General features: G+C 43.0%; 24 protein-coding genes and 1 other annotated feature. Of the genes, 7 read left to right on the top strand and 17 right to left on the bottom strand.

Going from position 1 to position 22,417, the window contains the following annotated elements; genetic code table 11:
* From H150_RS0104520 to sstT, 4 genes are all read left to right on the top strand, one after another.
* The coding region (locus H150_RS0104520) for an ATP-binding protein (protein WP_019957865.1) at positions 1 to 212 on the top strand (212 nt) is incomplete at its 5' end.
* Positions 213 to 297: 85 nt separating this feature from the next.
* On the top strand, positions 298 to 1,143 hold the full coding sequence (locus H150_RS14965; protein WP_342345096.1) for a zonular occludens toxin domain-containing protein: 846 nt from the start codon (positions 298 to 300) through the stop codon (positions 1,141 to 1,143).
* A gap of 31 nt (positions 1,144 to 1,174) precedes the next feature.
* The gene (locus tag H150_RS0104510) at positions 1,175 to 1,528 is read left to right on the top strand and encodes a hypothetical protein (protein WP_019957863.1); all 354 of its coding nucleotides are present in this window, start codon (positions 1,175 to 1,177) and stop codon (positions 1,526 to 1,528) included.
* 492 nt (positions 1,529 to 2,020) lie between these two features.
* Positions 2,021 to 3,238: a serine/threonine transporter SstT gene (gene sstT, locus H150_RS0104505; protein WP_019957862.1), complete on the top strand. Its 1,218-nt coding sequence runs from the start codon at positions 2,021 to 2,023 to the stop codon at positions 3,236 to 3,238.
* Between the two features lie 82 nt (positions 3,239 to 3,320).
* Here sstT and H150_RS0104500 read toward each other — a convergent pair whose 3' ends face one another.
* The 5 genes from H150_RS0104500 to H150_RS0104465 all read right to left on the bottom strand — a co-directional run bounded on the left by H150_RS0104500 (position 3,321) and on the right by H150_RS0104465 (position 9,211).
* Positions 3,321 to 4,922, bottom strand: coding sequence for a peptide chain release factor 3 (locus tag H150_RS0104500; RefSeq protein WP_019957861.1), 1,602 nt, complete (start codon positions 4,920 to 4,922; stop codon positions 3,321 to 3,323).
* 482 nt (positions 4,923 to 5,404) lie between these two features.
* Positions 5,405 to 5,770 carry a hypothetical protein gene (locus H150_RS0104490; protein ID WP_019957859.1) on the bottom strand — a complete coding sequence of 122 codons (366 nt, stop codon included), beginning with the start codon at positions 5,768 to 5,770 and terminating at the stop codon, positions 5,405 to 5,407.
* The gene (locus tag H150_RS0104485) at positions 5,767 to 6,000 is read right to left on the bottom strand and encodes a hypothetical protein (protein WP_019957858.1); all 234 of its coding nucleotides are present in this window, start codon (positions 5,998 to 6,000) and stop codon (positions 5,767 to 5,769) included. The genes H150_RS0104490 and H150_RS0104485 overlap by 4 nt, the downstream gene beginning before the upstream one ends.
* A gap of 360 nt (positions 6,001 to 6,360) precedes the next feature.
* A protein-coding gene (locus H150_RS0104480) for an IS3 family transposase (RefSeq protein WP_425424987.1) occupies positions 6,361 to 7,571 on the bottom strand; the annotation gives its coding sequence in 2 pieces (ribosomal slippage) (positions 6,361 to 7,292 and positions 7,292 to 7,571; 1,212 coding nt in all).
* Positions 7,186 to 7,302: a sequence feature (AL1L pseudoknot), on the bottom strand. Its footprint overlaps the gene before it by 117 nt.
* 419 nt (positions 7,572 to 7,990) lie before the next feature.
* Entirely contained in the window at positions 7,991 to 9,211 is a 1,221-nt protein-coding gene (locus H150_RS0104465) for a tyrosine-type recombinase/integrase (protein WP_019957854.1), read from the bottom strand.
* Positions 9,212 to 9,365: 154 nt separating this feature from the next.
* Here H150_RS0104465 and H150_RS0104460 point away from each other — a divergent pair, with 154 nt between their 5' ends.
* A complete protein-coding gene (locus H150_RS0104460) occupies positions 9,366 to 10,487 on the top strand; it encodes a class I SAM-dependent RNA methyltransferase (RefSeq protein ID WP_019957853.1) in 1,122 nt (373 codons plus the stop codon).
* A 74-nt stretch (positions 10,488 to 10,561) separates the two neighbouring features.
* Here H150_RS0104460 and H150_RS0104455 read toward each other — a convergent pair whose 3' ends face one another.
* From H150_RS0104455 to H150_RS13735, 10 genes are all read right to left on the bottom strand, one after another.
* Positions 10,562 to 10,771 (bottom strand): hypothetical protein, encoded by a 210-nt coding sequence (locus H150_RS0104455; protein ID WP_019957852.1) that lies wholly within the window; start codon positions 10,769 to 10,771, stop codon positions 10,562 to 10,564.
* A gap of 27 nt (positions 10,772 to 10,798) precedes the next feature.
* Positions 10,799 to 12,070, bottom strand: coding sequence for an O-acetylhomoserine aminocarboxypropyltransferase/cysteine synthase family protein (locus tag H150_RS0104450; RefSeq protein WP_019957851.1), 1,272 nt, complete (start codon positions 12,068 to 12,070; stop codon positions 10,799 to 10,801).
* 194 nt (positions 12,071 to 12,264) lie between these two features.
* Positions 12,265 to 13,434, bottom strand: a complete 1,170-nt coding sequence (locus tag H150_RS0104445) for a pseudouridine synthase (protein WP_019957850.1) — start codon at positions 13,432 to 13,434, stop codon at positions 12,265 to 12,267.
* 38 nt (positions 13,435 to 13,472) lie between these two features.
* Complete coding sequence (scpB, locus tag H150_RS0104440; protein ID WP_019957849.1) at positions 13,473 to 14,024, bottom strand: SMC-Scp complex subunit ScpB; 552 nt, start codon at positions 14,022 to 14,024, stop codon at positions 13,473 to 13,475.
* Positions 14,024 to 14,956, bottom strand: a complete 933-nt coding sequence (ylqF, locus tag H150_RS0104435) for a ribosome biogenesis GTPase YlqF (RefSeq protein WP_019957848.1) — start codon at positions 14,954 to 14,956, stop codon at positions 14,024 to 14,026. The genes scpB and ylqF overlap by 1 nt, the downstream gene beginning before the upstream one ends.
* A gap of 63 nt (positions 14,957 to 15,019) precedes the next feature.
* Entirely contained in the window at positions 15,020 to 15,862 is an 843-nt protein-coding gene (gene rapZ, locus H150_RS0104430; protein ID WP_019957847.1) for an RNase adapter RapZ, read from the bottom strand.
* The gene (hprK, locus tag H150_RS0104425) at positions 15,843 to 16,805 is read right to left on the bottom strand and encodes an HPr(Ser) kinase/phosphatase (RefSeq protein ID WP_019957846.1); all 963 of its coding nucleotides are present in this window, start codon (positions 16,803 to 16,805) and stop codon (positions 15,843 to 15,845) included. Before hprK ends, rapZ begins: the two co-directional genes overlap by 20 nt.
* A gap of 11 nt (positions 16,806 to 16,816) precedes the next feature.
* The gene (ptsN, locus tag H150_RS0104420; RefSeq protein WP_026353469.1) at positions 16,817 to 17,266 is read right to left on the bottom strand and encodes a PTS IIA-like nitrogen regulatory protein PtsN; all 450 of its coding nucleotides are present in this window, start codon (positions 17,264 to 17,266) and stop codon (positions 16,817 to 16,819) included.
* A 92-nt stretch (positions 17,267 to 17,358) separates the two neighbouring features.
* Positions 17,359 to 18,243, bottom strand: coding sequence for a 4-hydroxybenzoate octaprenyltransferase (gene ubiA / locus H150_RS0104415; protein WP_019957844.1), 885 nt, complete (start codon positions 18,241 to 18,243; stop codon positions 17,359 to 17,361).
* Positions 18,236 to 18,685, bottom strand: a complete 450-nt coding sequence (locus H150_RS13735) for a chorismate--pyruvate lyase family protein (RefSeq protein ID WP_158667142.1) — start codon at positions 18,683 to 18,685, stop codon at positions 18,236 to 18,238. Before H150_RS13735 ends, ubiA begins: the two co-directional genes overlap by 8 nt.
* 106 nt (positions 18,686 to 18,791) lie before the next feature.
* Between H150_RS13735 and H150_RS0104405 the strand changes: the two genes are divergently transcribed.
* Entirely contained in the window at positions 18,792 to 19,259 is a 468-nt protein-coding gene (locus tag H150_RS0104405) for a SixA phosphatase family protein (protein ID WP_019957842.1), read from the top strand.
* Positions 19,260 to 19,340: 81 nt separating this feature from the next.
* Here H150_RS0104405 and argH read toward each other — a convergent pair whose 3' ends face one another.
* Positions 19,341 to 20,720: an argininosuccinate lyase gene (gene argH, locus H150_RS0104400; RefSeq protein ID WP_019957841.1), complete on the bottom strand. Its 1,380-nt coding sequence runs from the start codon at positions 20,718 to 20,720 to the stop codon at positions 19,341 to 19,343.
* A 27-nt stretch (positions 20,721 to 20,747) separates the two neighbouring features.
* Here argH and H150_RS0104395 point away from each other — a divergent pair, with 27 nt between their 5' ends.
* Positions 20,748 to 21,767: a sensor histidine kinase gene (locus tag H150_RS0104395; RefSeq protein ID WP_026353468.1), complete on the top strand. Its 1,020-nt coding sequence runs from the start codon at positions 20,748 to 20,750 to the stop codon at positions 21,765 to 21,767.
* A 65-nt stretch (positions 21,768 to 21,832) separates the two neighbouring features.
* Here the strand turns inward: H150_RS0104395 and H150_RS0104390 are convergent, their stop codons facing one another.
* On the bottom strand, positions 21,833 to 22,369 hold the full coding sequence (locus tag H150_RS0104390; RefSeq protein WP_019957839.1) for a cytochrome b/b6 domain-containing protein: 537 nt from the start codon (positions 22,367 to 22,369) through the stop codon (positions 21,833 to 21,835).
* Between the last annotated feature and the right edge of the window lie 48 nt (positions 22,370 to 22,417).

Here is a 22,417-nt window from a genome sequence, read left to right as displayed (position 1 = left end):
TTGCGAAGCGGTATGAAAATGGCAGCATCGTGTTAACAAGCAATCTGCCATTCAGCCAATGGGCAGGTACATTTGCTGATGATGCGACACTGACAGCAGCGATGTTAGATCGCCTATTGCATCATTGTCATGTGGCTCAAATCAGTGGTGAAAGCTATCGATTGAAGAACAAAAAGAAAGCAGGAGTATTGCCAAGCATTGGTGATATTTAAGAGATGGGGGTCAAATTTAGATTGCCGAATTCATACCCAAAGGGGTCAAATTTAAATTGCCGTTGACACTGATACTTTAGAAAATTTGTTTCCTGTTGGGTCTTTGATTATTGTAGATGAATGTCATTATGTGTATCCAGTACGCCCATCAACTAAGGCTGTGCCTGATTACATTTCAAAATTGACGGAATTACGTCATCAGGGTCATACGCTCATTATCATGACGCAACACCCTAGCAATATTGATTCGTATGTTAGAAACTTGGTTTCAAGACACATTCATTTAGCTCGCAAACAAGCCACTACGAGGCTTTATGAATGGAATGAATGTGTGACTAGCTTTAGTCCTATGATGCTTAAAGAAGCTACGTCTAGACTTTATAAACCGCCTAAAAAGGCTTTTGATTATTATAAAAGCTCATCTGTACACGTTAAGCATAAACGTCGTGTTAGTCCGATGGTCTATGTTTTATTTGCGTGTATCGGCATGATTTTATTGTCTGCTTGGCATATATCTAATCGTATAAAAGAAACCACACAGAAACCTACTGTTGTAGATGTTGCACCTCAAAATAAAATTGAAGCTCAAATGAATAATGATGTTTTACAGCCTGTTCCGGTGGGCTCTGGAACCTCTTCTGCAACTCTTTCCAAATCTTTGACACCTCAGCATTTTACGCCTGTATTACCTGAAATGCCCGAGTCTAAGCCCATTTATGATGATGTGCGTAAGGTTCAGTCTTTTGAATATCCTGTTGCATTGATTGAATCCAATGGTGTTTGCAAAGCATATTCTGACCAGGGTACTTTATTAGATATTCCACAAGCATTTTGTAAAAAGTGGTTGAAAGAAGGTCGTTACAATCCTTATAAGTCATCAAGTCAGTCTGTAAATCAATCTACTATCCAACAGCCTACAAATAAAGAATAATGTCATTATTCTTTATTTGTAGGGCTTTATCATGTCTAAAGATACATATGATTTAATCATTTTTTCTGCAATTGCTTTTTGTTTGTTTATGGCTATTCGTCCTAAAAAACCATTTAAGCAAATTTTTCAAAAGTCATCAAAAAATGGTAATTTTAAACAAATTGTTCAAGATACTTTTCCGAATTACATTGTTTTGAATCGCAGTCAATCAATTATGATTTGTGAACCCGATATTAGAAATGAACCGATTGAATTGGTCATTATTCGTATTGATCCTACTGTTTGTAAGAATTTATCCTTTAAATCCAAGATTCTTATTGCAGTATATCCAGTAGAGCCGACACCTTTTCAGATGAAACAAGATTTTCAGAATTTGAAGACATAGTGCCTTTTTTTGTTTTGCTTCGCTTTGGCGAAGTGAAATGAAAAAAGGTGCAAGGGGTGCGGGTTCTCCCGCATCTTTGAATATTTGTAAAGCTTTATGTATAGCTATAAAATATTAGTATGGAATATTATTTATATGACAATGAACTTGAGGTATTTTTTTGTTGTATAGATGCGAAATAATAAGACTTTGCTACATAACAAGATATTATGCGTAATTCAATACTTATTTGTAATCAAAAAACTTCATTCCATTCTGATTTATTCACAATAATCTAGCTTTTATGGAGTATTTATTTTTCTATAAATTGAAATTATATTTCATAAAACATATAAAAAATTTATATAAATATTTATATGTTTCAATAATTAAAATGATTTCTAGCTAATTATTGAAAATTGTAAAATATATTATAAAAACATCTTCATACCGTTATTTATATTAAATACGTTACAATATGATTGTTTTATTAACAACTAAATCAAAGACATCATGAAACTCAACGATTTTTTTAATGTGCTTAATCGTACCAGTTTGGTCGTCCAAATTTTTATTGGATTGATAGCTGGTGTGATTTTAGCTTTGGTCATGCCTGCTTGGGCGGGAAAAATTGAAATTTTAGGCCAATTATTTATCACCGCTTTAAAATCGGTGGCTCCTATTTTAGTATTTGTTTTGGTGACTGCGGCCATATCAAATTACGATAGCAACCAACCCAACCATATCAAACCCATCTTATGGTTATATTTAATTGGTACGTTTGGTGCTGCTGTGGTTGCTGTAATAGCCAGTATGATGTTCCTATCACAATTGGTTTTGAGCCAAGCTGCTGAAACAGCCACTGCACCACCGACCAATATTGCGGATGTTTTGAATACTTTGGTTTTGAGCGTGGTAGACAATCCAGTTAAAGCGATTGCCAATGCCAACTTCATTGGTATTTTAGCGTGGGCCATTGGCTTAGGTATCGCCTTACGTCACGCCAGCGAAACCACACGAAAAGTGGTCAATGATTTGTCTGATGGTATCGGCTGGATTATCAAAGGCGTGATTCGCTTTGCCCCTTTGGGTATTTTTGGTTTGGTTGCTACCACTGTTGCCGATTCAGGTTTGGGTGCATTATTAGGCTATGCACATTTATTAGCGGTATTATTAGGTTCCATGTTGGTTGTGGCTTTGGTCATTAATCCATTATTGGTATGGTGGAAAATTCGCTGCAACCCTTATCCGTTGGTATTCATATGTTTGCGTGAAAGTGGTATCACCGCATTTTTTACCCGTTCATCAGCAGCAAACATTCCTGTGAACATGAATTTGGCTAAACGTTTGAATTTGGACTACGCCACCTACTCTGTGTCTATCCCATTGGGTGCGACCATCAATATGGCAGGTGCAGCTTGTACTATCAGTGTTTTGACCTTGGCTGCGGCACATACCTTGGGCATCACCGTCGATTTTGGTTCGGCATTATTATTGTGTGTGATTTCGGCAATATGCGCTTGTGGTGCATCAGGTGTCGCAGGCGGCTCTTTGTTGCTCATTCCTTTGGCATGTAGTCTATTTAACATCGATAGTACCATTGCCATGCAAGTGGTCGCCATCGGCTTTATTATCGGCGTAATACAAGATTCTGCAGAAACTGCGTTGAATTCATCTACCGATGTTTTGTTCACCGCAGCAGCAGACATTGCTGCCAAAGAGCGTGGCTAAATCATTTTAATTATAACGCCACCTTATTAAAGAAGCGTCCTGTAAACATTTACAGGACGCTTGAGAACTGTTTCAGTTCCAATCAATCATTGAATGTATGGTTCAATTCACGGGTTTCATGGAATGTGATGTCAGGCCAACGTTCTTGGGTCAAATTCAAATTGACCCGATTCGGTGCCAAGTAAGCCAAATTACCACCAGCATCGGTAGACAAATTCAACACATTGGCGCGTTCAAACTCAGCCAGTTTTTTCTTATCGTCACAAGACACCCAACGAGCCGACCAAATGCTGGCAGAATCAAATACCGCATCCACACCATACTCACCCGCCAAACGAGCGGCAACCACTTCAAACTGGAGCACACCCACCGCACCCAAAATCAAATCACCGCCATTGTGTGGTTTGAAAACCTGTACCGCACCTTCTTCACCCAATTGTTGCAAACCTTTTTGCAATTGCTTCATCTTCAGAGGGTTTTTAATACGGACACTGCGGAACATTTCAGGCGCGAAAAATGGGATGCCGGTGTAGGTCAAAATTTCACCTTCAGAGAAGCTGTCACCAATTTGAATATTGCCATGGTTTGGAATGCCGATGATGTCACCTGAATAAGCTTCTTCGACCAATTCGCGATCATGTGACATGAATGTCACCACGCTAGACGCTGCAATATCACGGTTAATACGGATGTGTTTCATTTTCATGCCACGGGTAAACTGGCCTGAACACACACGCAAAAATGCAATGCGGTCACGGTGTTTCGGGTCCATATTGGCTTGAATTTTGAACACGAAACCTGTGAATTTTGCCTCGTCTGGCTCTACCACGCGTTCAATGGCTGCACGTGCATGCGGAGCTGGTGCCCAATCAATCAAGGCATCCAAGATTTCACGCACACCAAAATTGTTAATTGCTGAGCCGAAGAATACCGGTGTTAATTCGCCTGCCAAGAATTCTTCCAAATTGAACTCATTGGAAGCGGCCTGTACCAATTCAATTTCCATGCGCAATTGTTCCATTTCCATAGGGAACAATTCGTCCAAGCGAGGGTTGTCCAAACCTTGAATCACTTCAAACTCATGACTGAGTTTTTGTGCGCCCGCTTCAAACAAATACACTTCGTCGTTGAGCATGTGGTACACACCACGGAAACTTTTGCCCATACCAATTGGCCAAGTCACAGGTGCACAGCGAATTTTCAGGACGCTTTCAACCTCATCCAACAATTCTAAAGAATCACGTACTTCACGGTCATATTTGTTCATGAATGTCACAATCGGCGTATTGCGCATACGACAAACATTCAACAATTTGATGGTTTGTTCTTCCACACCTTTGGCAGCATCAATCACCATCAAAGCGCTGTCTACGGCTGTTAATACTCGATAAGTATCTTCTGAGAAGTCTTGGTGTCCGGGAGTGTCGAGCAAATTGACAACGTGTTCACGGTAATCAAATTGCATCACTGATGATGCCACCGAAATGCCACGTTGTTTCTCAATTTCCATCCAGTCTGAAGTGGCAAACTTGCCAGACTTCTTACCTTTGACCGTGCCTGCTGATTGGATAGCACCCGAGAACAGCAATAATTTTTCTGTTAAAGTGGTTTTACCCGCATCGGGATGTGAAATGATTGCGAATGACCTTCTTCGCTTTGATTCTTCTTGGATTTTTTCAATCATCTTGCTGTCTTTGATAGTGATATGTACACAATTATGTACAAATAAAAAATTTGGCTAATTTTTAAAAATACGGAAGCCCTGCATCTAAAACAGGGCTTCTTTTGTAACTTGAGAATAAAAACATTTTAGCACTACCACTAAAGTGCATCAAGATTCATTTGTACTGAGTTTTTCATTGCTGTATTGTTATTAAATGAAGATATCCCTTAATTATTCAATTCTCCTCTTTGAATAACTTTATCAAAAAACGCAGACAAATGATTATGGCTAATATAACCTCTATTCCTATTAGCCACCACGGCACCAAGGGATCAAATCTTAACAAACAATAGATTCGGGCCATGGCATAAGTACCAAACGATGCATGAAACAGCAAACGCACCACTTCATGTTGGCAATTCAAACAAAAACGTTCTTTGGCCACCACGCACGCAGAAAAAACAAACATCACGGCCAAGATGACGAATTGTAAAATCACCATCTCAGCCACCTCCCCATTTCTTACTCAACAGCTTTTTAATCACATCCGGCAATATATCAGGCATGGCCAAAATCAATTTGTTACACGCTACAAAAAATGCTTCATGTAGTCGCAACGAAATAAATGGCCAAGCAATGGCTGAGAATACTGCTACAAATAAATAGCCTTCACGCGGCAAGCCTAACCACATCCCAAAAAATGGCGGCAAACTGCCTGCCACAAATGAGGTAATCACGATTAATGAGGTAATCACGATTGTGGCCACGCTGTTCCAACGGGTCACGCGGCTGTGTACACCCACCAAACAAAACCCTAAAAAACAACCTGCAAAAAAACATTCAGCTGGCAAAGATCCGATAAGAGTCATTTGGTATCACCCAACTGCTCAGCAATGTGTTGTAGTTGGAATTCCAGAATCGGCATGGCATTTTTGTTGGCGAATAATTGAATGATGGCTGCACGGGTTAAACTGCCACCATCGCCATCAACAATCAGAGCAGGATAAGCGCCATGTACGTTCAGCCATTTTTGCATCCATGCCACGTTCAAATCTTGGACTTTTACAGCCTCTTGGGCCGTTAAAGTAATCTGTTGCATCGGTTTCACCTTTCAATTAAAAGTGAATCCATTGTAAGAATAAAAAAACGGCCTTTTCGGACCGTTCCCTATGTAAATATTATTTCTTAGGCTTTTGAATTAACAGAATTTACAATATTAGTCAATAGAAATACGTTGACAATCAAGGCTGATAAAAATATAATTCATTCTAATAACTCCCCCATTTTTGCCTAGCTTTTTTGGCTAGGAAAAACAAGAATGGGGGCTTTCTCATTTTAAGAACTCCATAGTTTCCAACTGTCAATATCAATATCAGGAAATTCATTCAATAAAGATTTAAAGCGATGATGCCAAGTTGAATGAACCGACCCAAGTATTTCGGAGACAGTTTATCTTGAGTCATGCCACTTTGGCTGACTCTTCCAATTGGCGATAATACGCCATTTCAAATTCGGCTGGTGGAACATAACCTATCGAGCTTAACAAACGTCGATGATTGAACCAATCCACCCAGTTTAGTGTTGCTAATTCAACATCAATCATCCGCCTCCATGGTTTTTGATGATGGATGACCTCAGTTTTGTACAAACCATTCACCGTTTCAGCCAAAGCATTGTCATACGAATCACCAGTTGTTCCGACCGAAGCCTTCACTTGAGCGGCCTGTAAACGTTCGGTGTAACGAATCGACAGATATTGGCTGCCTCGATCACTGTGGTGAATGAGGTGTTTGGGCTTGTTTCTGGCATGCAAAGCCTGCTCCAATGCATCCATCACCAAGTCGGTATCCATCCGTTTTGCCACCTTCCAACCAACAATGCGCCGAGCAAACACATCGATGATGAAAGCCGTATACACAAAGCCCTGGTGGGTAGACACATAGGTGAAATCGGCTACCCACAATTGATTTGGCCGACTGGCTGTAAACTGCCGATTCACCAAATCATCGGCCCGTTGCAACTCTGGATCACACACTGTAGTGCGTTTGCCTTTACCCCGCCAAACCCCTTGTATGCTGTGTTTGCGCATCAGTCTGGCAACTGTACAGCGGGCAACTTGAACGCCTTCACGTTGTAATTGGTGCCAGACTTTGCGGTAACCATAAACTTGCAAACTATCTTCCCAAACAGTGTTGATTTGAGCCAATAAACATTTATCCGACACGCACCGTTTGGCTCGCAATTCAGGCTGTTTCAATCTTTGCGCATGTCGATAATAAGTGGATGGCGCAATCGGCAATACTCGGCAAATTGACTCGACCCCATACACCATTTTGTGTTCATGAATAAAATCCAACAAATCGCCTATTTGCGGTCGAGCTCCGCCTGGGCGAAAAAAGCGGCAGCTTTGCGCAGAATTTCATTGGCGCGTTGCAGCTCTTTATTGTCTCTTTCGAGCTGTTTAATGCGTTGAGCTTGATCAGCCGCTGCCCCATTATCGGCCAGATCAGCTTCAAACTTCTTAATCCAAGTGCGCAGTGTTTCTGGTGTACAGCCAAACTTGCTGGCAATGGACACTGTGGCGGCCCACTGAGTTGGATATTCACTGCGCTGTTCTTGATAAAGGCGAACCGCTCGTTGACGGATTTCAGGTGAGTAAGTATTTTTCATTCGGATATTCTCTCAGAAAGTTAGGTCTCCGAGAAACCCGGGGCGGTTCATCATGACGTTTGATGCACCATATGCCAGCGTCAAAAACACGCTGAAATCGGTTCAATATCAAACAGAGGTAAATATAGAGATGGACACGACATATCAAGCGAGCTTAGATACACAAAAAAACAAAGCTGTGTTGCTTTGTGATACCAGCACATAAATCAAAATTGTAAAAATAAAAGCGTCCTGTAAACATTTACAGGACGCTTTGTCTGTGCTGCATTATTGATTGTTGGCAAAAAAGTTAAAAGTAACGAAACCATTGCTAAAAGTCATCGGGATGATTCATTAATGACTGCCCTCAATTCATTCAGTAACCTAACTCGTTTTGAAATTTGAAAATAGAAAACTAATTTTATGATACTGACTATGTATCAAAAGATGGACGCCAGCTTTTCTAAATCATGATGGCTAACCCATCCCAAAACACATTCATGCCACTTTTCATACGCCACCGTTTGCTCACTCAAATAATCATAATGATCGTAAGTGGCCTGTATTTTAGGTAATGCATGACCTAACATGATTTCAGCCACTTCAAACGTGGTCAAACGGCTAAAATTGGTGCGGGCGGTACGGCGCAAGTCATGCATAGACCAATATGGCATGTCTATTTGGTGCTGAGATTTCAACCATTGCATGATATTGGTTGGTAAAGACAAAGGCACAGAACGTGACATCGCTTCTACGCCACCTGCATTACAAAACAAAAATTCACTGTCATTCAAATCCATGGCCAAATGCAATAAAGCCTCGGTATGCGAGGTTATGGGACGCAACAAAGCTTTACCGCTGATAGCACCTGTTTTGTGATTTTCTTGTGGAACAGTCCAGACTTTGGTGTGAAAATCAAAATCGCTTTTTTTAGCCAAGCGCAATTCACCATTGCGACAACCATACAACAAACACAGTTTCACAAACAATTGGTTTTTCAGCATCATGCGCGAATGACTCAAAGCATGCCACAGCCATTGAATTTCAGTCTGGCTCAATACCCTATCACCACTGCGTTTTTTCACTTGCAAATCATGTTTGGCAGAAATACCCAATAAGACATTGTGCTTGGCATATTCACGTTTCATCGCCCATTTGTACAATTGTTGCGCATTGGACAAAATCCGCGCGGCAATCGATTCTTTGTGCAAAGCCAAATCGTCCAATAACAACATCCATTGCTGCAAACTGATGTCACCAAAACATTGACGTTGAAAATGCGGAAAGACATGAATTTCAAAAGAGCGTTTGATATCGGCATGGTTTTTCTTGTTTACAACACAATAAGCCTGATACCAACGCTCGAAAACCGCAGGCAAATCATCATCAGAAGCGGCCTGTAAGCCTTGCTTGGGGTCTATGCCTTGAGCGATTTGCTCCCGCATCTCCCAAGTGTGTAAGCGTGCTTGTTTCAATGACATGTCAGGATAAACGCCTAAATCCAAACGTTGCGCTTTCCCACGCCAGCGAAAGCGCAATTGAAACACAATTTTCCCTTTAGGCGATACCCGCACACTCATACCGTCCCTGTCTGCCACTTCTGTGACTTTGTCATGTGGTTTTTGGTGGTGGGATTTTAACCAAGATTCTGTCAATGCCATGTGTACTTATGCTTTCTACTGCCCAAAAATATGTTGTGATGTTATTTTGAAATTTACGTGCTTTAGCATGGATGTACCATAATGCAGCTAAAACCCTGCCTATTTTAGCGTACAATAGCGGCAAATTCGCTTCAATAAAGACTTATACAATATTATGACGCACTACAAAATCATAGATTTGGACACCATGGGGCAAGGCGTGGCCAAAGACGATGGACAAATTACATTTATTGCCAAAACCTTACCTGAAGAAATAGTAGAGGCCAAAGTCTATCGCAGCAAAAAAAACATCCACTTTGCCCATGTCATCGACATCATTCAAGCTTCACCCAAACGCCAAGATGTGCCTTGTCCTCATTATGCACAATGTGGTGGTTGTGATTACCAACATGTGGACTATCCAACCGAATTGAATTTCAAGCAACAAGCCTTACAACGCCACCTACGCAAATTCCCACCTGTGGATATTACCGTACATGCTGCACCACAGCGTTTTCATTATCGCAACCGCGTGCAATTGCATTACCAAAAAGACAAACAAATTTTGGGTCTGATGGATGTTAATTATGAACCGTTTGCCGTTTCTCAATGCCAATTGATGCAAGCACAAGTGCGTGAAGCGGTTTTAGGTTTGTATGAAAACCAAGCATGGCTACAATTGGTCGAACAAGAACCTGTACGCGGTCACATTGAATTGTATTGGCGTGACGATGAAATACACATCAGCGTCAACCGTCCTTATGCCAATGGTGGTTTTACGCAAGTTTTCCCACACATGAACCATTATCTCACCACATGGTTGGCACATTTGACAACGCAATATTTGCCACAAGATGCGGTCATTTATGATTTGTTTGGCGGCAATGGCAATTTGAGCTTGCCTTTGGGCAAACAAACTTTGGTCGTGGATCAATATGGCGACAATACTCCTGAAAATACCGAGACTCAAACATTTGTTTCACAAAACCTGTATGCCAAAGATGCTTTAACACGTTTACAGGCCGCTATTCCCACACATTTGCAGCAACCAACGTGCTTAATTATCGACCCACCACGTTCAGGCTTGAAAAACTTAAAAGACTTTGTCGCCGCATTCCAACCCAAAGCAGTGATTTTCATCGCTTGTGAGCCGACCAGTTTTGCTCGTGATATGGTGACTTGTTTGGATGAATATGAATTGGTGCAAGTGGATTTGTTTGATTTGTTTCCAGCCACGCAGCATTACGAAACAGTAGGCGTGTTGGTGCGCAAAGACATACAAGTGACAACGATATAAATTTAAGATATAAACAAGCGTCCTGTAAATGTTACAGGACGCTTGTTAACTACTTTAAAATCTCATCTAAATTTTCAAACATTATATCGATAATAATCGTCTACGTTATATCCAAGCTCTATAAGATTATTATCGTTTGTATAACCAAGCTCATGTTTTAGCGCCTCAATATTATGTATCCAAATTTTCTTATTCTTAACATATACTTCCCCATTATATCCGAGATAGTTCTCATATCTTATATAGCCATGTTTAATGGCTCGTTGTTTACTTTCTTCATACATAAAAATTTCCTCAACATTAAAAATACACTAAACCGCCGCCAAAGCCTGCTCTAAATCCGCCAGCAAATCCTCAATGTGCTCAATACCCACACTCAAACGCACCAAATCGGCACTCACGCCAGCGGCCTGTAACTCTTCATCGCTCAATTGGCGGTGTGTGGTGGTGGCAGGATGACACGCCAAAGATTTCGCATCACCAATATTGACCAAACGGGTGAACAATTGCAAAGCATCAATGAAACGTGCACCAGCTTCACGACCATCTTTCAAACCAAAACTGAGCAAGCCCGACGCTTTACCGCCAAAATCACGCTCAATCAAAGCTTTGTAAGGACTGTTATCCAAACCCGGATAATTCACCCACGCCACTTGCTCATGGTTTTGTAAGAATTGAGCCACTTTCAAAGCATTGTCACAATGGCGTTCCATGCGCAAAGCCAAAGTTTCCAAACCTTGTAAAATCAAAAATGTATTCATCGGGCTGATAGCCGCACCCATATTGCGCAGCGGCACCACACGCGCACGAGCAATAAACGCTGCTGCACCAAAATGCTCGCTGTAATTGACGCCATGATACGACGCATCAGGCGTGGTCAATTGTGGAAAACGCTCAGCATGCGCCGCCCAATCGAATTTGCCGCCATCAATGATCGCACCACCAATACTGTTACCATGACCACCAATATACTTGGTCAACGATTCCACCACAATGTCCGCACCCAATGCCAAAGCAGGACACAACAATGGCGTGGCAACGGTATTGTCCACCACCAATGGCAAGCCTTGTGCATGTGCCGCATCAGCAAAAGCAGGAATGTCCACGACATTGATGGCAGGATTGCCAATGCTTTCGCAATATACCAATTTGGTTTTGGCATCGGTCAATGCTGCGATGTCTTCAGGACGGTTAGGATCGACAAAACGAACTTCCACGCCTTGGTGTGGCAAAGTATGCGCAAACAAATTGTAAGTGCCACCGTATAAGGTTTTGGTGGCGATGATGTTGTCGCCTGCGCTGACCAAAGTTTGTACCGCATAAGTGATTGCTGCCATGCCTGAGGCCACACACAAAGCCGCAATGCCGCCTTCCAATTGCGCCAAACGCGCTTCTAAAACCGCAGTGGTCGGATTCATGATGCGGGTATAAATATTGCCCGCGACATTCAAATTGAATAAATCTGCGCCATGTTGGGTATTGTCAAAAGCATAACTGGTGGTTTGGTAAATCGGAACTGCTACGGCTTTGGTCGTTGGATCGATTTCATAACCTGCATGTAAAGCAGCGGTTTCATGACGCATTTTGTTTCTCCGTATTATGGTTTTGGTATATTTTGACGTACAAAATCTAACCATACTGAAGAATAAAAAATGTCGCAATAATAAAAAGTTATATGTTTAGACCAAGTCAATGAAATTTTATATAACCCAAGATAAATAAAAGCGTCCTGTAAATATTTACAGGACGCTTATTTCATTATGAATATGAAAAATAATTATTTGGTTGTATCGCGCGTTTGTTTGTCACCCGGTACACCTAAGCCAGACCAACGCATGATGTTGGCCACTTCAAACTCGTTCAATTCGTAAAAACTGCCACGTTTCAAACGTGCTGGCAAACCGATAGGACCAAAACGCACACGCACCAAACGGCTCACCGTCAAGCCCAAGTGTTCGAATAAACGACGTACTTCACGGTTACGGCCTTCTTTTAAGACCACGTTATACCATTTATTGGCACCTTCGCCGCCTTGTTGGAAAATGCGTTCTACTTTGGCAAAGCCGTCTTCTAATTCCACGCCTTCGGTCAATTCTTGCATTTGTTCGGTGGTCACTTCACCCAACACGCGCACAGAATACTCGCGTTCTACTTCAAACGATGGATGGGCAAAGCGGTTCACCAATGCGCCCGATGTGGTGATGATGAGCAAACCACTGGTGTTCACATCCAAGCGACCAATCGCGACCCAACGGCTAGAAGCGGCTTGTGGTAAACGGTCAAATACCGTCACACGGCCTTGTGGATCGTCACGGCTGACAATTTCGCCTTCTTGTTTGTAATACAACAAAATGCGTGGCAAACGGTCTGGCCATTTCAATTTAATATTGTTACCGCGCACTTCCACATGGTCTTGTGGACCGACTTTGTCGCCCACTTGTGCCACTTTACCGTTGATTTTCACTGAACCTTGTAAAATCCACTGTTCCATTTCGCGACGTGAACCCACACCAGAGGCTGATAAGGCTTTTTGAATGCGAACTGGCTCAATTTTTTCAAAATCCAAGCGTTTTTCACGGAAAAAACGCACTTTTTCTTGAATCTCTTGGTTTGGTTGACGCACCGCCAATTTTTTAGCACGCTCTACACGCACTTTAGGATTGCGCATTGGGCGTGGTGTTTCGCTGCGAGTGACATGGGTCGTCGTGGCATTGCCGCTTTGTGGGCGAGCTTCTGCTTTGTGATTGGCAGGTTTGCCAGTTTGTTTTTGGTCTTGGCGTTGTGCGCGTTCGTAACGCTCTACTTGTAAGCGCTCACGTTCGGCTTTGGCAGCTTTCACATAGCCGGCTTTTACAGCGGCTTTGCTGTTACTGTTATTGTTGCTGCGTTTGCTGGTAGTGCTCACGCCGTCACGCATTTGGCGCTTGGTCAAAGCTGGTTTGGCCATATTCATCTCCTAACCCTCTAATGAGGTTCTTCTGCGGCTTATTCAGCGGCAGGGTTGCTGGTTTCGGGCACAATCAAATGCCCTAATTCGGTTAAAGGCGGTAATTCGCCTAAATCTTGTAATTGTACATCCGCCAAAAATTGGCCTGTGGTTGCCCACAAAGCAGGTTTACCCAAACTGTCTTTGTGACCAATGCACTCTATCCAACCACGTTCAGTCAAAGTTTGTATGACTTGGCTAGAGACATTGACACCACGTATGGCTTCAATGTCGCCACGGGTGACAGGTTGTTGATAAGCAATGATGGCCAAAGTTTCCATGACGGCGCGGGAATATCGTGGCGGTTTTTCAGCATGCAAATGCTCCAAACGCTCTGTGACTTCTGCCACAGCATGAAAACGCCAACCTTCAGCCGTTTTCACCAATGCCAAACCACGATCACGCCAGCGTTGTTGTAAGACTGCCATAATGACATCTAATTGCTGTTGATGGAGCATCGGCTCGGTTTGCTGGCGTAATTCACGCTCTGTAATGGCTCGGTTTTGCGTCAATAGCAAAGCTTCAAGCAAACATTCTGCTTGTAAAGCCATTATTTGCGTTCAGCTTCACGACGAGCACGCTCTTCATGCAGCTTTGTCTCTGCCACACGTGCATCTGCCAACCATTTAAGCCATTCATTTGGCAATTCCAACGTGATTTTGCCCATGTAGCCACTGCGAAAATCAGTCAATACAATCTCAGAAGCTTTTTGGTAATCGATGCGACCACCACCTAAAATCGTACCACGGCGACGGGCAATGGTTTCTAACCATGTTTCCTCACGCCATGTGTCTAGCTCCGCATCGTCTTCATCAATTTTATAACGTGCTGCCAATAAGTCGCGATAATGTTTGTGTTTGCTTAAATATTTAATCAATTCCAAGCTGACTTCTTCTTCATCCAAAGCGTTGCGACCGACTGCACCACTTGCCGCAAGATTGTAGCCACCTTCAGGCACAATAATTTTAGGCCACAACATGCCTGGAGTATCGTATAACCAAAAATCATCAGCTAAAAACAGGCGTTGTTCGGCTTTGGTAATGCCTGGCTCATTGCCTGTTTTAGCCGATTTTTTGCCTATCATGCTGTTGATTAAGGTCGATTTGCCTACGTTAGGAATACCACAAATCAACACACGCAAAGGCTTGTCTAAACCATTGCGACTAGGTACCAATTGGCGGCTCGCTTGAATCACTTTGGTGACATTGCCACGTTCCGATGCATCCAAAGCAATCGATTGGGTTTGAAATTGGCTGTTGTAATAATCTAACCACAACTGCGTACGCGCATCATCCGCCAAATCTCGTTTGTTCAAAATTTTAAGCTTGGGTTTGCGAGCAGAGATGCTTTCGAGCAAAGGATTGGCACTAGAGCCAGGCAGACGGGCATCCAACACCTCAATCACCATATCAACCGACTTCATGCGGTCAATAATCGCCTTTTTGGCCTTGTTCATGTGACCGGGAAACCATTGGATAGCCATAAATCACTGCTTTCGTATCAAAACCGATTATTATACCTGAATTGGTTTGGCTTCGGCAAAAGACTATAACTGACGGTGGCGTATTAAAACTTCATTTTTACTGGCCGCTTTGAACGACAACGCCAATTGTTCTACGATATAGACAGAACGATGTTGCCCACCTGTACAGCCTATGGCAACGGTAACATAACTGCGATTCTCTTGTTCAATGCGTGGTAACCATTTATTGAGATATGCTGTGATGTCATTAATCATGTCTTGCACCACAGGGTTGGCTTTAAAATAGATGGCTACTGGCTTATCTTTCCCTGTTAAAGCGCGTAATGAGGCTTCGTAATGAGGGTTGGGTAAGCTTCTGACATCCAAAACAAAATCAGCATCGCTGGGTATGCCATATTTAAAACCAAACGATTGAAACACGATTTGCAAATTGCTTTTAGGCAAATTGACCCATGCTGTAATGTATTGGCGCAATTTAGGTGTGGACAAAGCACTGGTGTCTACAACATGCGCATGTTCACGCAAAGGATACAACCATTCTCGCTCGTATTTTAAAGCCTCGGCTAAGGTACAATTATCATGGGTTAAAGGATGACGGCGACGGGTTTCTGAAAAACGATTGAGCAGTATTTCGGTTTTGGCTTCCAAATACAATACATCAAATTGACGCACTGATTTTTTAATGGCCTCTAACATGGGTAAGAAATGTTCCTGACTCATGCCAGCGCGCATGTCCAAGCAAATGGCCAAATGTTTGGTGTCTGATTTGGATTGATACCACATCACCAAATGTGGTAATAATTCCAATGGCAAATTATCAACACAAAAAAAACCCAAATCTTCCAATGACTTTAAAGCAATGGATTTGCCAGAACCGGACAAACCACTAATCAGAATGACTCTCATCGTTCAATTGATCCTCTTTCAAGACTTGGGTATGACGCTCAATAAATTGTTTGGTGCTGTCTAAACCACGACTTTGCAAAATAAAATTGCGTACAGCCGCTTCTACCAAAACCGCCAAGTTTCGACCTGCCGCAACAGGAATGCTGACTTTGCGAATGTGGACATTCAAAATGTCTTGTTTTTCGCTTTGTATGCTCAATCTGTCCAAACTTTGCATCAACTGGTCATCGGCATTGACCAAGTTGATAATCAGTTTTAAGGGTTTTTTAGGACGAATGGCTGTTTCACCGAAAATGGCACGAATATTCAGGACGCCCAAACCACGAACTTCTAAAAAGTCTCGCAATACAGGCGGACAACGCCCTTCTAAGGTTTCAGGACCAATGCGGTACAATTCCACTGCATCGTCCGCCACCAAACCATGACCACGCGAAATCAACTCCAGTGCCAACTCACTTTTACCCAAGCCTGATTTGCCCATCAACAGCACACCGACTTCAAATACATCTAAAAACACACCATGCATGACGGTTGAAGCTGCCAAAGCGCGCTGTAAATAAATGCGCAAGACGTCCATCAAGTAGGGACTTTCTAGCTTAGATGTCAATAAAGGCACGTTGTGGGTATGGCAATAATCACGCAATAAAAAAGGTACGGGCAAATCATTGGCCACAATCACCACGGCAATGGTTCGACCAAACAATTCATTCAAACTGGTACGAACTTTACTGGCTTCCAAATCATTTAAGTAATTCACTTCAGCACTGCCCAAAACCTGCACTTGGTTTGGATGAATGAAATTCAAATGACCGACCAAAGCCAGTAAAGGTTTATCCGCCTCAATGCTGATGCGATTGTCTATGCCTGCAGTGCCTGCAGCCCATGCCAATTTTAATTTGTGTTGGTTGTCTTGATACAGGCGGCGTACTGAAATACTGGGCATAGAAATCTCGCTTATTCGGCCATCAAAATGGCTTGAATGGTTTGGGCATCGTTGGCTTGCAGCAATTGCTCACGCACGGTTTTGGATGAAAAACGGGTGGCCAAATGGGACAATACTTCTAAATGGATGCTGTTGGCACCTTCAGGCACCAATAAAGCAAAAATAAGATTAACTGGCTTGGTATCAGGTGCATCAAAACCAATTGGCTCTTGGGTACGGATAAAAGCACCAATGGGTTGGCTTAAGCCAGCATAGCGACCATGTGGGATAGCAACGCCGTGACCGAGCGCGGTAGAGCCCAGTTTTTCACGGGCAAACAAACATTCAAAAACATTGCCTCGGGCAATGTCAGCACGATTTTCAATCAACAAGCCAATTTGTTCAAACAAACGTTTTTTACTGCTAACGGGCAAATCTAACACAATGTGGTCTAGAGGTAGGATGTCACCTATCACATTCATTACCATGTTTTTTCACTTTCTTAACAATGCGGCCTGAATTCTATGCGTTTCAGGCCGTATTGACAATGTTGACTTTTAACGCAAAAGCATGCTCAAGACCAGCAGTAATGTAAAACCAAGCCAATAAAGATCATCAAACCGATGCGATTGTTTTTCAAAAACACTTCAAAACACTTTTGTCTGTCACGATGTTTAATTTGTGTGTATTGCCAATACTGATGCGCCACACACGCCATTAAAGCCAACCAATATGGCCAAGTTGCATCAATCTGAATGCCCACAATCACCATCAATAAAATGAAGATAGCATGACATAACATGACCGCAGCAACATCATAATCACCAAAAGTGATGGCTGATGTTTTGATATTTAATTTTAAATCATCTTCTTTGTCTGCCATCGCATAACACGTATCGTAAGCAATCGTCCAAATCACATTGGCGCTGAACAACAACCATGCCAAGGCAGGAACGGCATTGGTTTCCGCCGCAAACGCCATAGGAATACCAAACGAGAAAGCAAAGCCTAAATACAATTGAGGAATGGGGAAAAAGCGTTTGGTAAATGGGTAAGTGATTGCCAAAAATACCGCAGGCAAACTCATCCACCATGTCAATGTATTTAAAGGCAACAAACACAATCCTGCTATCAAACACAATGCAGCTGTCAAAAGCAAGGCTTCTTTTTGAGTCACTTGACCTTGCGCAAATGGGCGTGCCTTAGTACGTGCCACTGCGCCATCAATATCACGGTCAGCATAATCATTAATCACACAGCCAGCACTGCGCATTAAAAATGTACCCAAGGTAAAGGCGAAGACAATTAACCAATCTGGGTTTCCATCAGAGGCAATCCACAACGCCCAATAAGTCGGCCACAACAACAGCAGCGTGCCAATGGGTTTTTCCACGCGCATCAAGCGCCCATACACTTGTAACTTTTGCTTCCAAGTCAAAGCCTTTGTAGAATCATTCATAATTTTTCAAAGAAGGTAAAAAACTTTCGGTCAATAATAAAGGTGAGCCGTCCTGTAAATAAAAACACGAACGGCGTGAGACGATGGTTTGATTGCTGGGATTGGCTGGATGCTCAGGCGATAAATAAGCATATTCAAATTCAGTGCGCTTAAGCGGCAATTGGTATAAGCGCATGCCTAATGGCTGCGTGCCACATTGCACAATTTCATGCCACGGATGCGCATCGTGAGCACAGACACTGCGCGCCCACACCACAGCATGATTTTGTAAAGACAAACACACTTCGCGGCTAAAACCACGGTGGGTGCCAATGCAATCTTGTTCATCATGCCACACATCATCCACACCCAAATGCAACACTTGCACTGAAAAATCCGCATGCAGCTGTTGTAAGGCTTGGGTGAGAGGAATGGCTGGTAATAATGTGTTCAGATAAGTCATGTTATCATCAAGCTTAAAGCCTTGACATGATAACCAAATATTCAATGGGTTCATGACAAACATTATGCCTTGCACATCAATTAAAGCAAACCTTTTTGGAGCAAATATGGACTTGATTTTATGGCGACATGCCCAAGCCGTTGATGGCACACCAGACATCCGTCGCAAGCTGACCCGTAAAGGACAACAACAAGCACAAGACATGGCTGCTTATTTGGCACCTCGTTTGCCTAAAAACACCGTTGTATGGACTTCAGAAGCCGACCGCAGCATTGAAACAGCCGCTTTTTTAACCGACCATACCCATGTCAAAAGCGAGCTCAATCCTGATAGCCATTACCAAGATATTTTGCCTTTATTGCTGGCGCAACACAAAACCAATTTGCTGGTCATCGGTCATCAACCGTGGTTGGGGCAAGTGTGGGAACATTGTATGAACGGTGGCGTACAACACAATGATTATTGGACAATTAAAAAAGGCGGGTTTGTGTGGTTGCGTGTGCAGATGAATTTAGAGCGTTTGGACACCACATTGGTGGCGTCTTTAACACCTGCTTTTTTAAATCATGGATAAATTTGGACAGCAATGATGGCAAAAAAGCGTCCTGTAAAGATTACAGGACGCTTATATGGTTGATTGGCTTAAATCAATCGATTAAGCCATCAGTTCACGCCAACGGGCAATTTGTGCACGCACTTGGTTCGGTGCCGTACCACCCACATGGTCACGCGCATTCAAAGCGCCTTCTGGTGTTAAATATTCAAACACATCTTCGGCAATCAAATCACTGAATTGTGCCAATTCTTCAAACGCCAATTCGCTCAAATCCACACCTTTGCCATCGGCAAAACGCACTGCCAAAGCCACCACTTCGTGGCTGTCACGGAATGGCATGCCTTTTTTCACCAAGTAATCAGCCAAATCGGTGGCCATCGCAAAGCCTTGCATCACTGCCGCACGCATGTTGTCCGCTTTCACCGTCACACCGCGCATCATGTCAGCGTAAATGCGCAAAGTGTCGACCAAAGTGTCAACCGTATCAAACAAAGGCTCTTTGTCTTCTTGGTTGTCTTTGTTGTAGGCCAAAGGTTGCGATTTCATCAATACTATCATGCCCATCAAATGACCTACTACACGGCCTGATTTGCCACGCACCAATTCTGGCACATCTGGGTTTTTCTTTTGTGGCATGATGGATGAACCCGTACAGAAACGGTCAGCAATGTCGATGAAGCCCACGCGCGGGCTCATCCACAAAATCAATTCTTCGCTCAAACGCGACAAATGCACCATCACCAAGCTGGCAGCTGCGGTAAATTCAATCGCAAAATCACGATCTGACACCGCGTCCAATGAGTTTTGACAAATTTGCTCAAAGCCCAACAATTCAGCTGTAATCGTGCGATCGATTGGGTAAGTGGTGCCCGCCAATGCTGCCGCGCCCAAAGGCATGCGGTTCACACGTTTGCGGCAATCGACCATGCGTTCAAAGTCGCGACCTAACATTTCCACATAAGCGAGCATGTGATGACCAAAACTCACTGGTTGAGCGACCTGTAAATGCGTGAAGCCTGGCATCACCACATCCACGTTTTCTTCAGCCAAATCTAACAAAGATGTTTGCAAAGCACGAATCAAGTCTTGAATCACAGTAATTTCATCGCGCAACCACAAACGAATGTCGGTTGCCACTTGGTCATTGCGTGAGCGGCCTGTATGCAAACGTTTGCCCGCGTCACCAATTTTGTCGGTCAAGCGACGCTCAATATTCATGTGCACGTCTTCTAAATCCAAAGACCACTCGATGCGACCATTTTGGATGTCTTCTAAGATTTCAGCCATGCCTTGCTGAATATCAGCCAAATCTTGCTCAGACAAAACGCCTACTTTTTGCAACATTTGCGCATGTGCCAAAGAGCCTTGAATGTCCCAAGTGGCCAAGCGTTTGTCAAAATCAATAGAACCCGTGTATTTTTTCACCAATTCAGAGACAGGCTCGTTGAAACGACCCGACCAAGTTTTGTTATCATGCATGCTGTTATCCTGCGAAAGTTAGCCAAAATGGGCATTATACGCCAACCTGCTGTGTTGTTTGCAGTGCCTGACTTCAGAAATTTGGGTGTGATTTTAAGAATCTTTTTTTCAGTAAGCATCTTGGTCTTGCTCACACCCTTATTACGTTCTGATTTTCAACGATATTATTTTGAAAATGTCTTGTCATCGAGCTCTTGGATTGCGCCATTTGTCATCATTACCGTGACCAGTTTGGTTTTGTGTAATCGTTGGTTGATGGCCAATCGTTATGGTGTGTTTTTAACATGGGGCGTGAGTTTGTTGTCTTTTATGTTTTGCGCCAAAATTTTTGAGTTTCCACGCCAATATTGGTTGGTAGACATGCTCTTGGTGTCCATTTATATGTGGGGCTTGATGCATTACCAAGGCTTGTTAGAAAAATCGCTGTCGCCGGCTTTGAGCGAAGCGAAATTGGCGGCCTTAACAGCACGCATTCGCCCACATTTTTTGTTTAACAGCCTCAATGCCGCTATCGCTTTGGTGCGTAGCAGACCGACGGATGCTGAAATGGTCTTAGAAAATTTGGCGGATTTGTTTCGGGCGCAATTGAAAGATGCCAATCAATCGAGCACTTTGGGACGGGAAATTGAATTGGCGCAAGGCTATTTGGACATTGAAACCATACGCATGGGTGCGGAACGCTTAAAAAGCAAATGGACTGTGGATGCACCTGAACATGCTGAAGTGCCACATTTGCTATTGCAGCCTTTATTGGAAAATGCGGTTTACCACGGCATTGAAACCAGCCACAGGCCGGGTGAAATTGTCGTCAATATTCGCATGCAAAAAGATTGGATTTACATCCGCATTGACAATCCCATTCCTGAAAATCCAATTCCACACAAACGCAAAGGCAATCAGATGGCCATGGGTAATTTGGCGGAGCGTTTGCATCTGATGTATGACGCCGATGCGGTTTTGAAAACAGGCAAACAAGGCAATTTGTTTCGGGTAGATATTCGTTTACCGTATCGCAAGGCTTTGCCTCGTTATAAACCACATGAATGATAAAACCAATTGAATAAGCGTCCTGTAATATGTTTACAGGACGCTTATTTTTAATCTCATCACGTTTAACGTTTTTTCTTACGACCTGTCAGCATGGCACCGACCAAATCTGTGCGCGTCCACACACTCATCAACATCACTGCCGCAATATGCAAAACCACCAAAATTTGTAAGACAGTGACCAACCATTCGTGTAGGTCAGCTGGCCAAGAATCCAAATAAAAGGGAGACTCCATGGTTTGTGACCACCCTGTAAAGCCCAAACCCAAAACAACCGCTATTAACGCAAAAATCATCAACGCACCCATAGGATTGTGTCCTAGATGCTCATCAGCTTGCTTGTTGCGGATGGCTTGAAAATGGGCTTTGAATTTGCTTGGTGTCGGAAAAAAATCTTTAAAGCGAGCATAAGGGCTACCAATAAAGCCCCAAACAATGCGCAGCAACATCAAGATACAAGCGGCATAGCCCAAATATTGGTGCCACTGCCCACCTTCTTCCAATAAAAACAAATTACAAACCACAATCGCCACCATGCTCCAATGGAATATGCGAATGAAAATATCCCAAACCAAAACTTTTTCTGTGTGTATTTGTGTCATGTTGTGCACCTTGTTTTGTTATGACAAACATTTTAACAAGACCTGCCT

It is taken from the genome of Vitreoscilla stercoraria DSM 513 (assembly GCF_000382305.1).
Taxonomy (GTDB): Bacteria; Pseudomonadota; Gammaproteobacteria; order Burkholderiales; family Neisseriaceae; genus Vitreoscilla; species Vitreoscilla stercoraria.
This window is presented reverse-complemented; position numbering and strand designations above follow the sequence as displayed.

What these genes read in the sequence shown, in the direction of transcription:
- ylqF (WP_019957848.1), bottom strand. Translation starts at nt 14,956, where the DNA reads ATGGCTATCCAATGGTTTCCCGGTCACATGAACAAGGCCAAAAAGGCG.
- H150_RS13735 (WP_158667142.1), bottom strand. Translation starts at nt 18,685, where the DNA reads ATGACTTATCTGAACACATTATTACCAGCCATTCCTCTCACCCAAGCC.
- hprK (WP_019957846.1), bottom strand. Translation starts at nt 16,805, where the DNA reads ATGCCCAGTATTTCAGTACGCCGCCTGTATCAAGACAACCAACACAAA.
- argH (WP_019957841.1), bottom strand. Translation starts at nt 20,720, where the DNA reads ATGCATGATAACAAAACTTGGTCGGGTCGTTTCAACGAGCCTGTCTCT.
- H150_RS0104455 (WP_019957852.1), bottom strand. Translation starts at nt 10,771, where the DNA reads ATGTATGAAGAAAGTAAACAACGAGCCATTAAACATGGCTATATAAGA.
- H150_RS0104460 (WP_019957853.1), top strand. Translation starts at nt 9,366, where the DNA reads ATGACGCACTACAAAATCATAGATTTGGACACCATGGGGCAAGGCGTG.
- ptsN (WP_026353469.1), bottom strand. Translation starts at nt 17,266, where the DNA reads ATGAATGTGATAGGTGACATCCTACCTCTAGACCACATTGTGTTAGAT.
- H150_RS0104465 (WP_019957854.1), bottom strand. Translation starts at nt 9,211, where the DNA reads ATGGCATTGACAGAATCTTGGTTAAAATCCCACCACCAAAAACCACAT.
- H150_RS0104500 (WP_019957861.1), bottom strand. Translation starts at nt 4,922, where the DNA reads ATGATTGAAAAAATCCAAGAAGAATCAAAGCGAAGAAGGTCATTCGCA.
- H150_RS0104395 (WP_026353468.1), top strand. Translation starts at nt 20,748, where the DNA reads ATGGGCATTATACGCCAACCTGCTGTGTTGTTTGCAGTGCCTGACTTC.
- sstT (WP_019957862.1), top strand. Translation starts at nt 2,021, where the DNA reads ATGAAACTCAACGATTTTTTTAATGTGCTTAATCGTACCAGTTTGGTC.
- H150_RS0104390 (WP_019957839.1), bottom strand. Translation starts at nt 22,369, where the DNA reads ATGACACAAATACACACAGAAAAAGTTTTGGTTTGGGATATTTTCATT.
- H150_RS0104510 (WP_019957863.1), top strand. Translation starts at nt 1,175, where the DNA reads ATGTCTAAAGATACATATGATTTAATCATTTTTTCTGCAATTGCTTTT.
- H150_RS0104490 (WP_019957859.1), bottom strand. Translation starts at nt 5,770, where the DNA reads ATGACTCTTATCGGATCTTTGCCAGCTGAATGTTTTTTTGCAGGTTGT.
- ubiA (WP_019957844.1), bottom strand. Translation starts at nt 18,243, where the DNA reads ATGAATGATTCTACAAAGGCTTTGACTTGGAAGCAAAAGTTACAAGTG.
- rapZ (WP_019957847.1), bottom strand. Translation starts at nt 15,862, where the DNA reads ATGAGAGTCATTCTGATTAGTGGTTTGTCCGGTTCTGGCAAATCCATT.
- H150_RS0104485 (WP_019957858.1), bottom strand. Translation starts at nt 6,000, where the DNA reads ATGCAACAGATTACTTTAACGGCCCAAGAGGCTGTAAAAGTCCAAGAT.
- scpB (WP_019957849.1), bottom strand. Translation starts at nt 14,024, where the DNA reads ATGGCTTTACAAGCAGAATGTTTGCTTGAAGCTTTGCTATTGACGCAA.
- H150_RS0104450 (WP_019957851.1), bottom strand. Translation starts at nt 12,070, where the DNA reads ATGCGTCATGAAACCGCTGCTTTACATGCAGGTTATGAAATCGATCCA.
- H150_RS0104405 (WP_019957842.1), top strand. Translation starts at nt 18,792, where the DNA reads ATGGACTTGATTTTATGGCGACATGCCCAAGCCGTTGATGGCACACCA.
- H150_RS0104445 (WP_019957850.1), bottom strand. Translation starts at nt 13,434, where the DNA reads ATGGCCAAACCAGCTTTGACCAAGCGCCAAATGCGTGACGGCGTGAGC.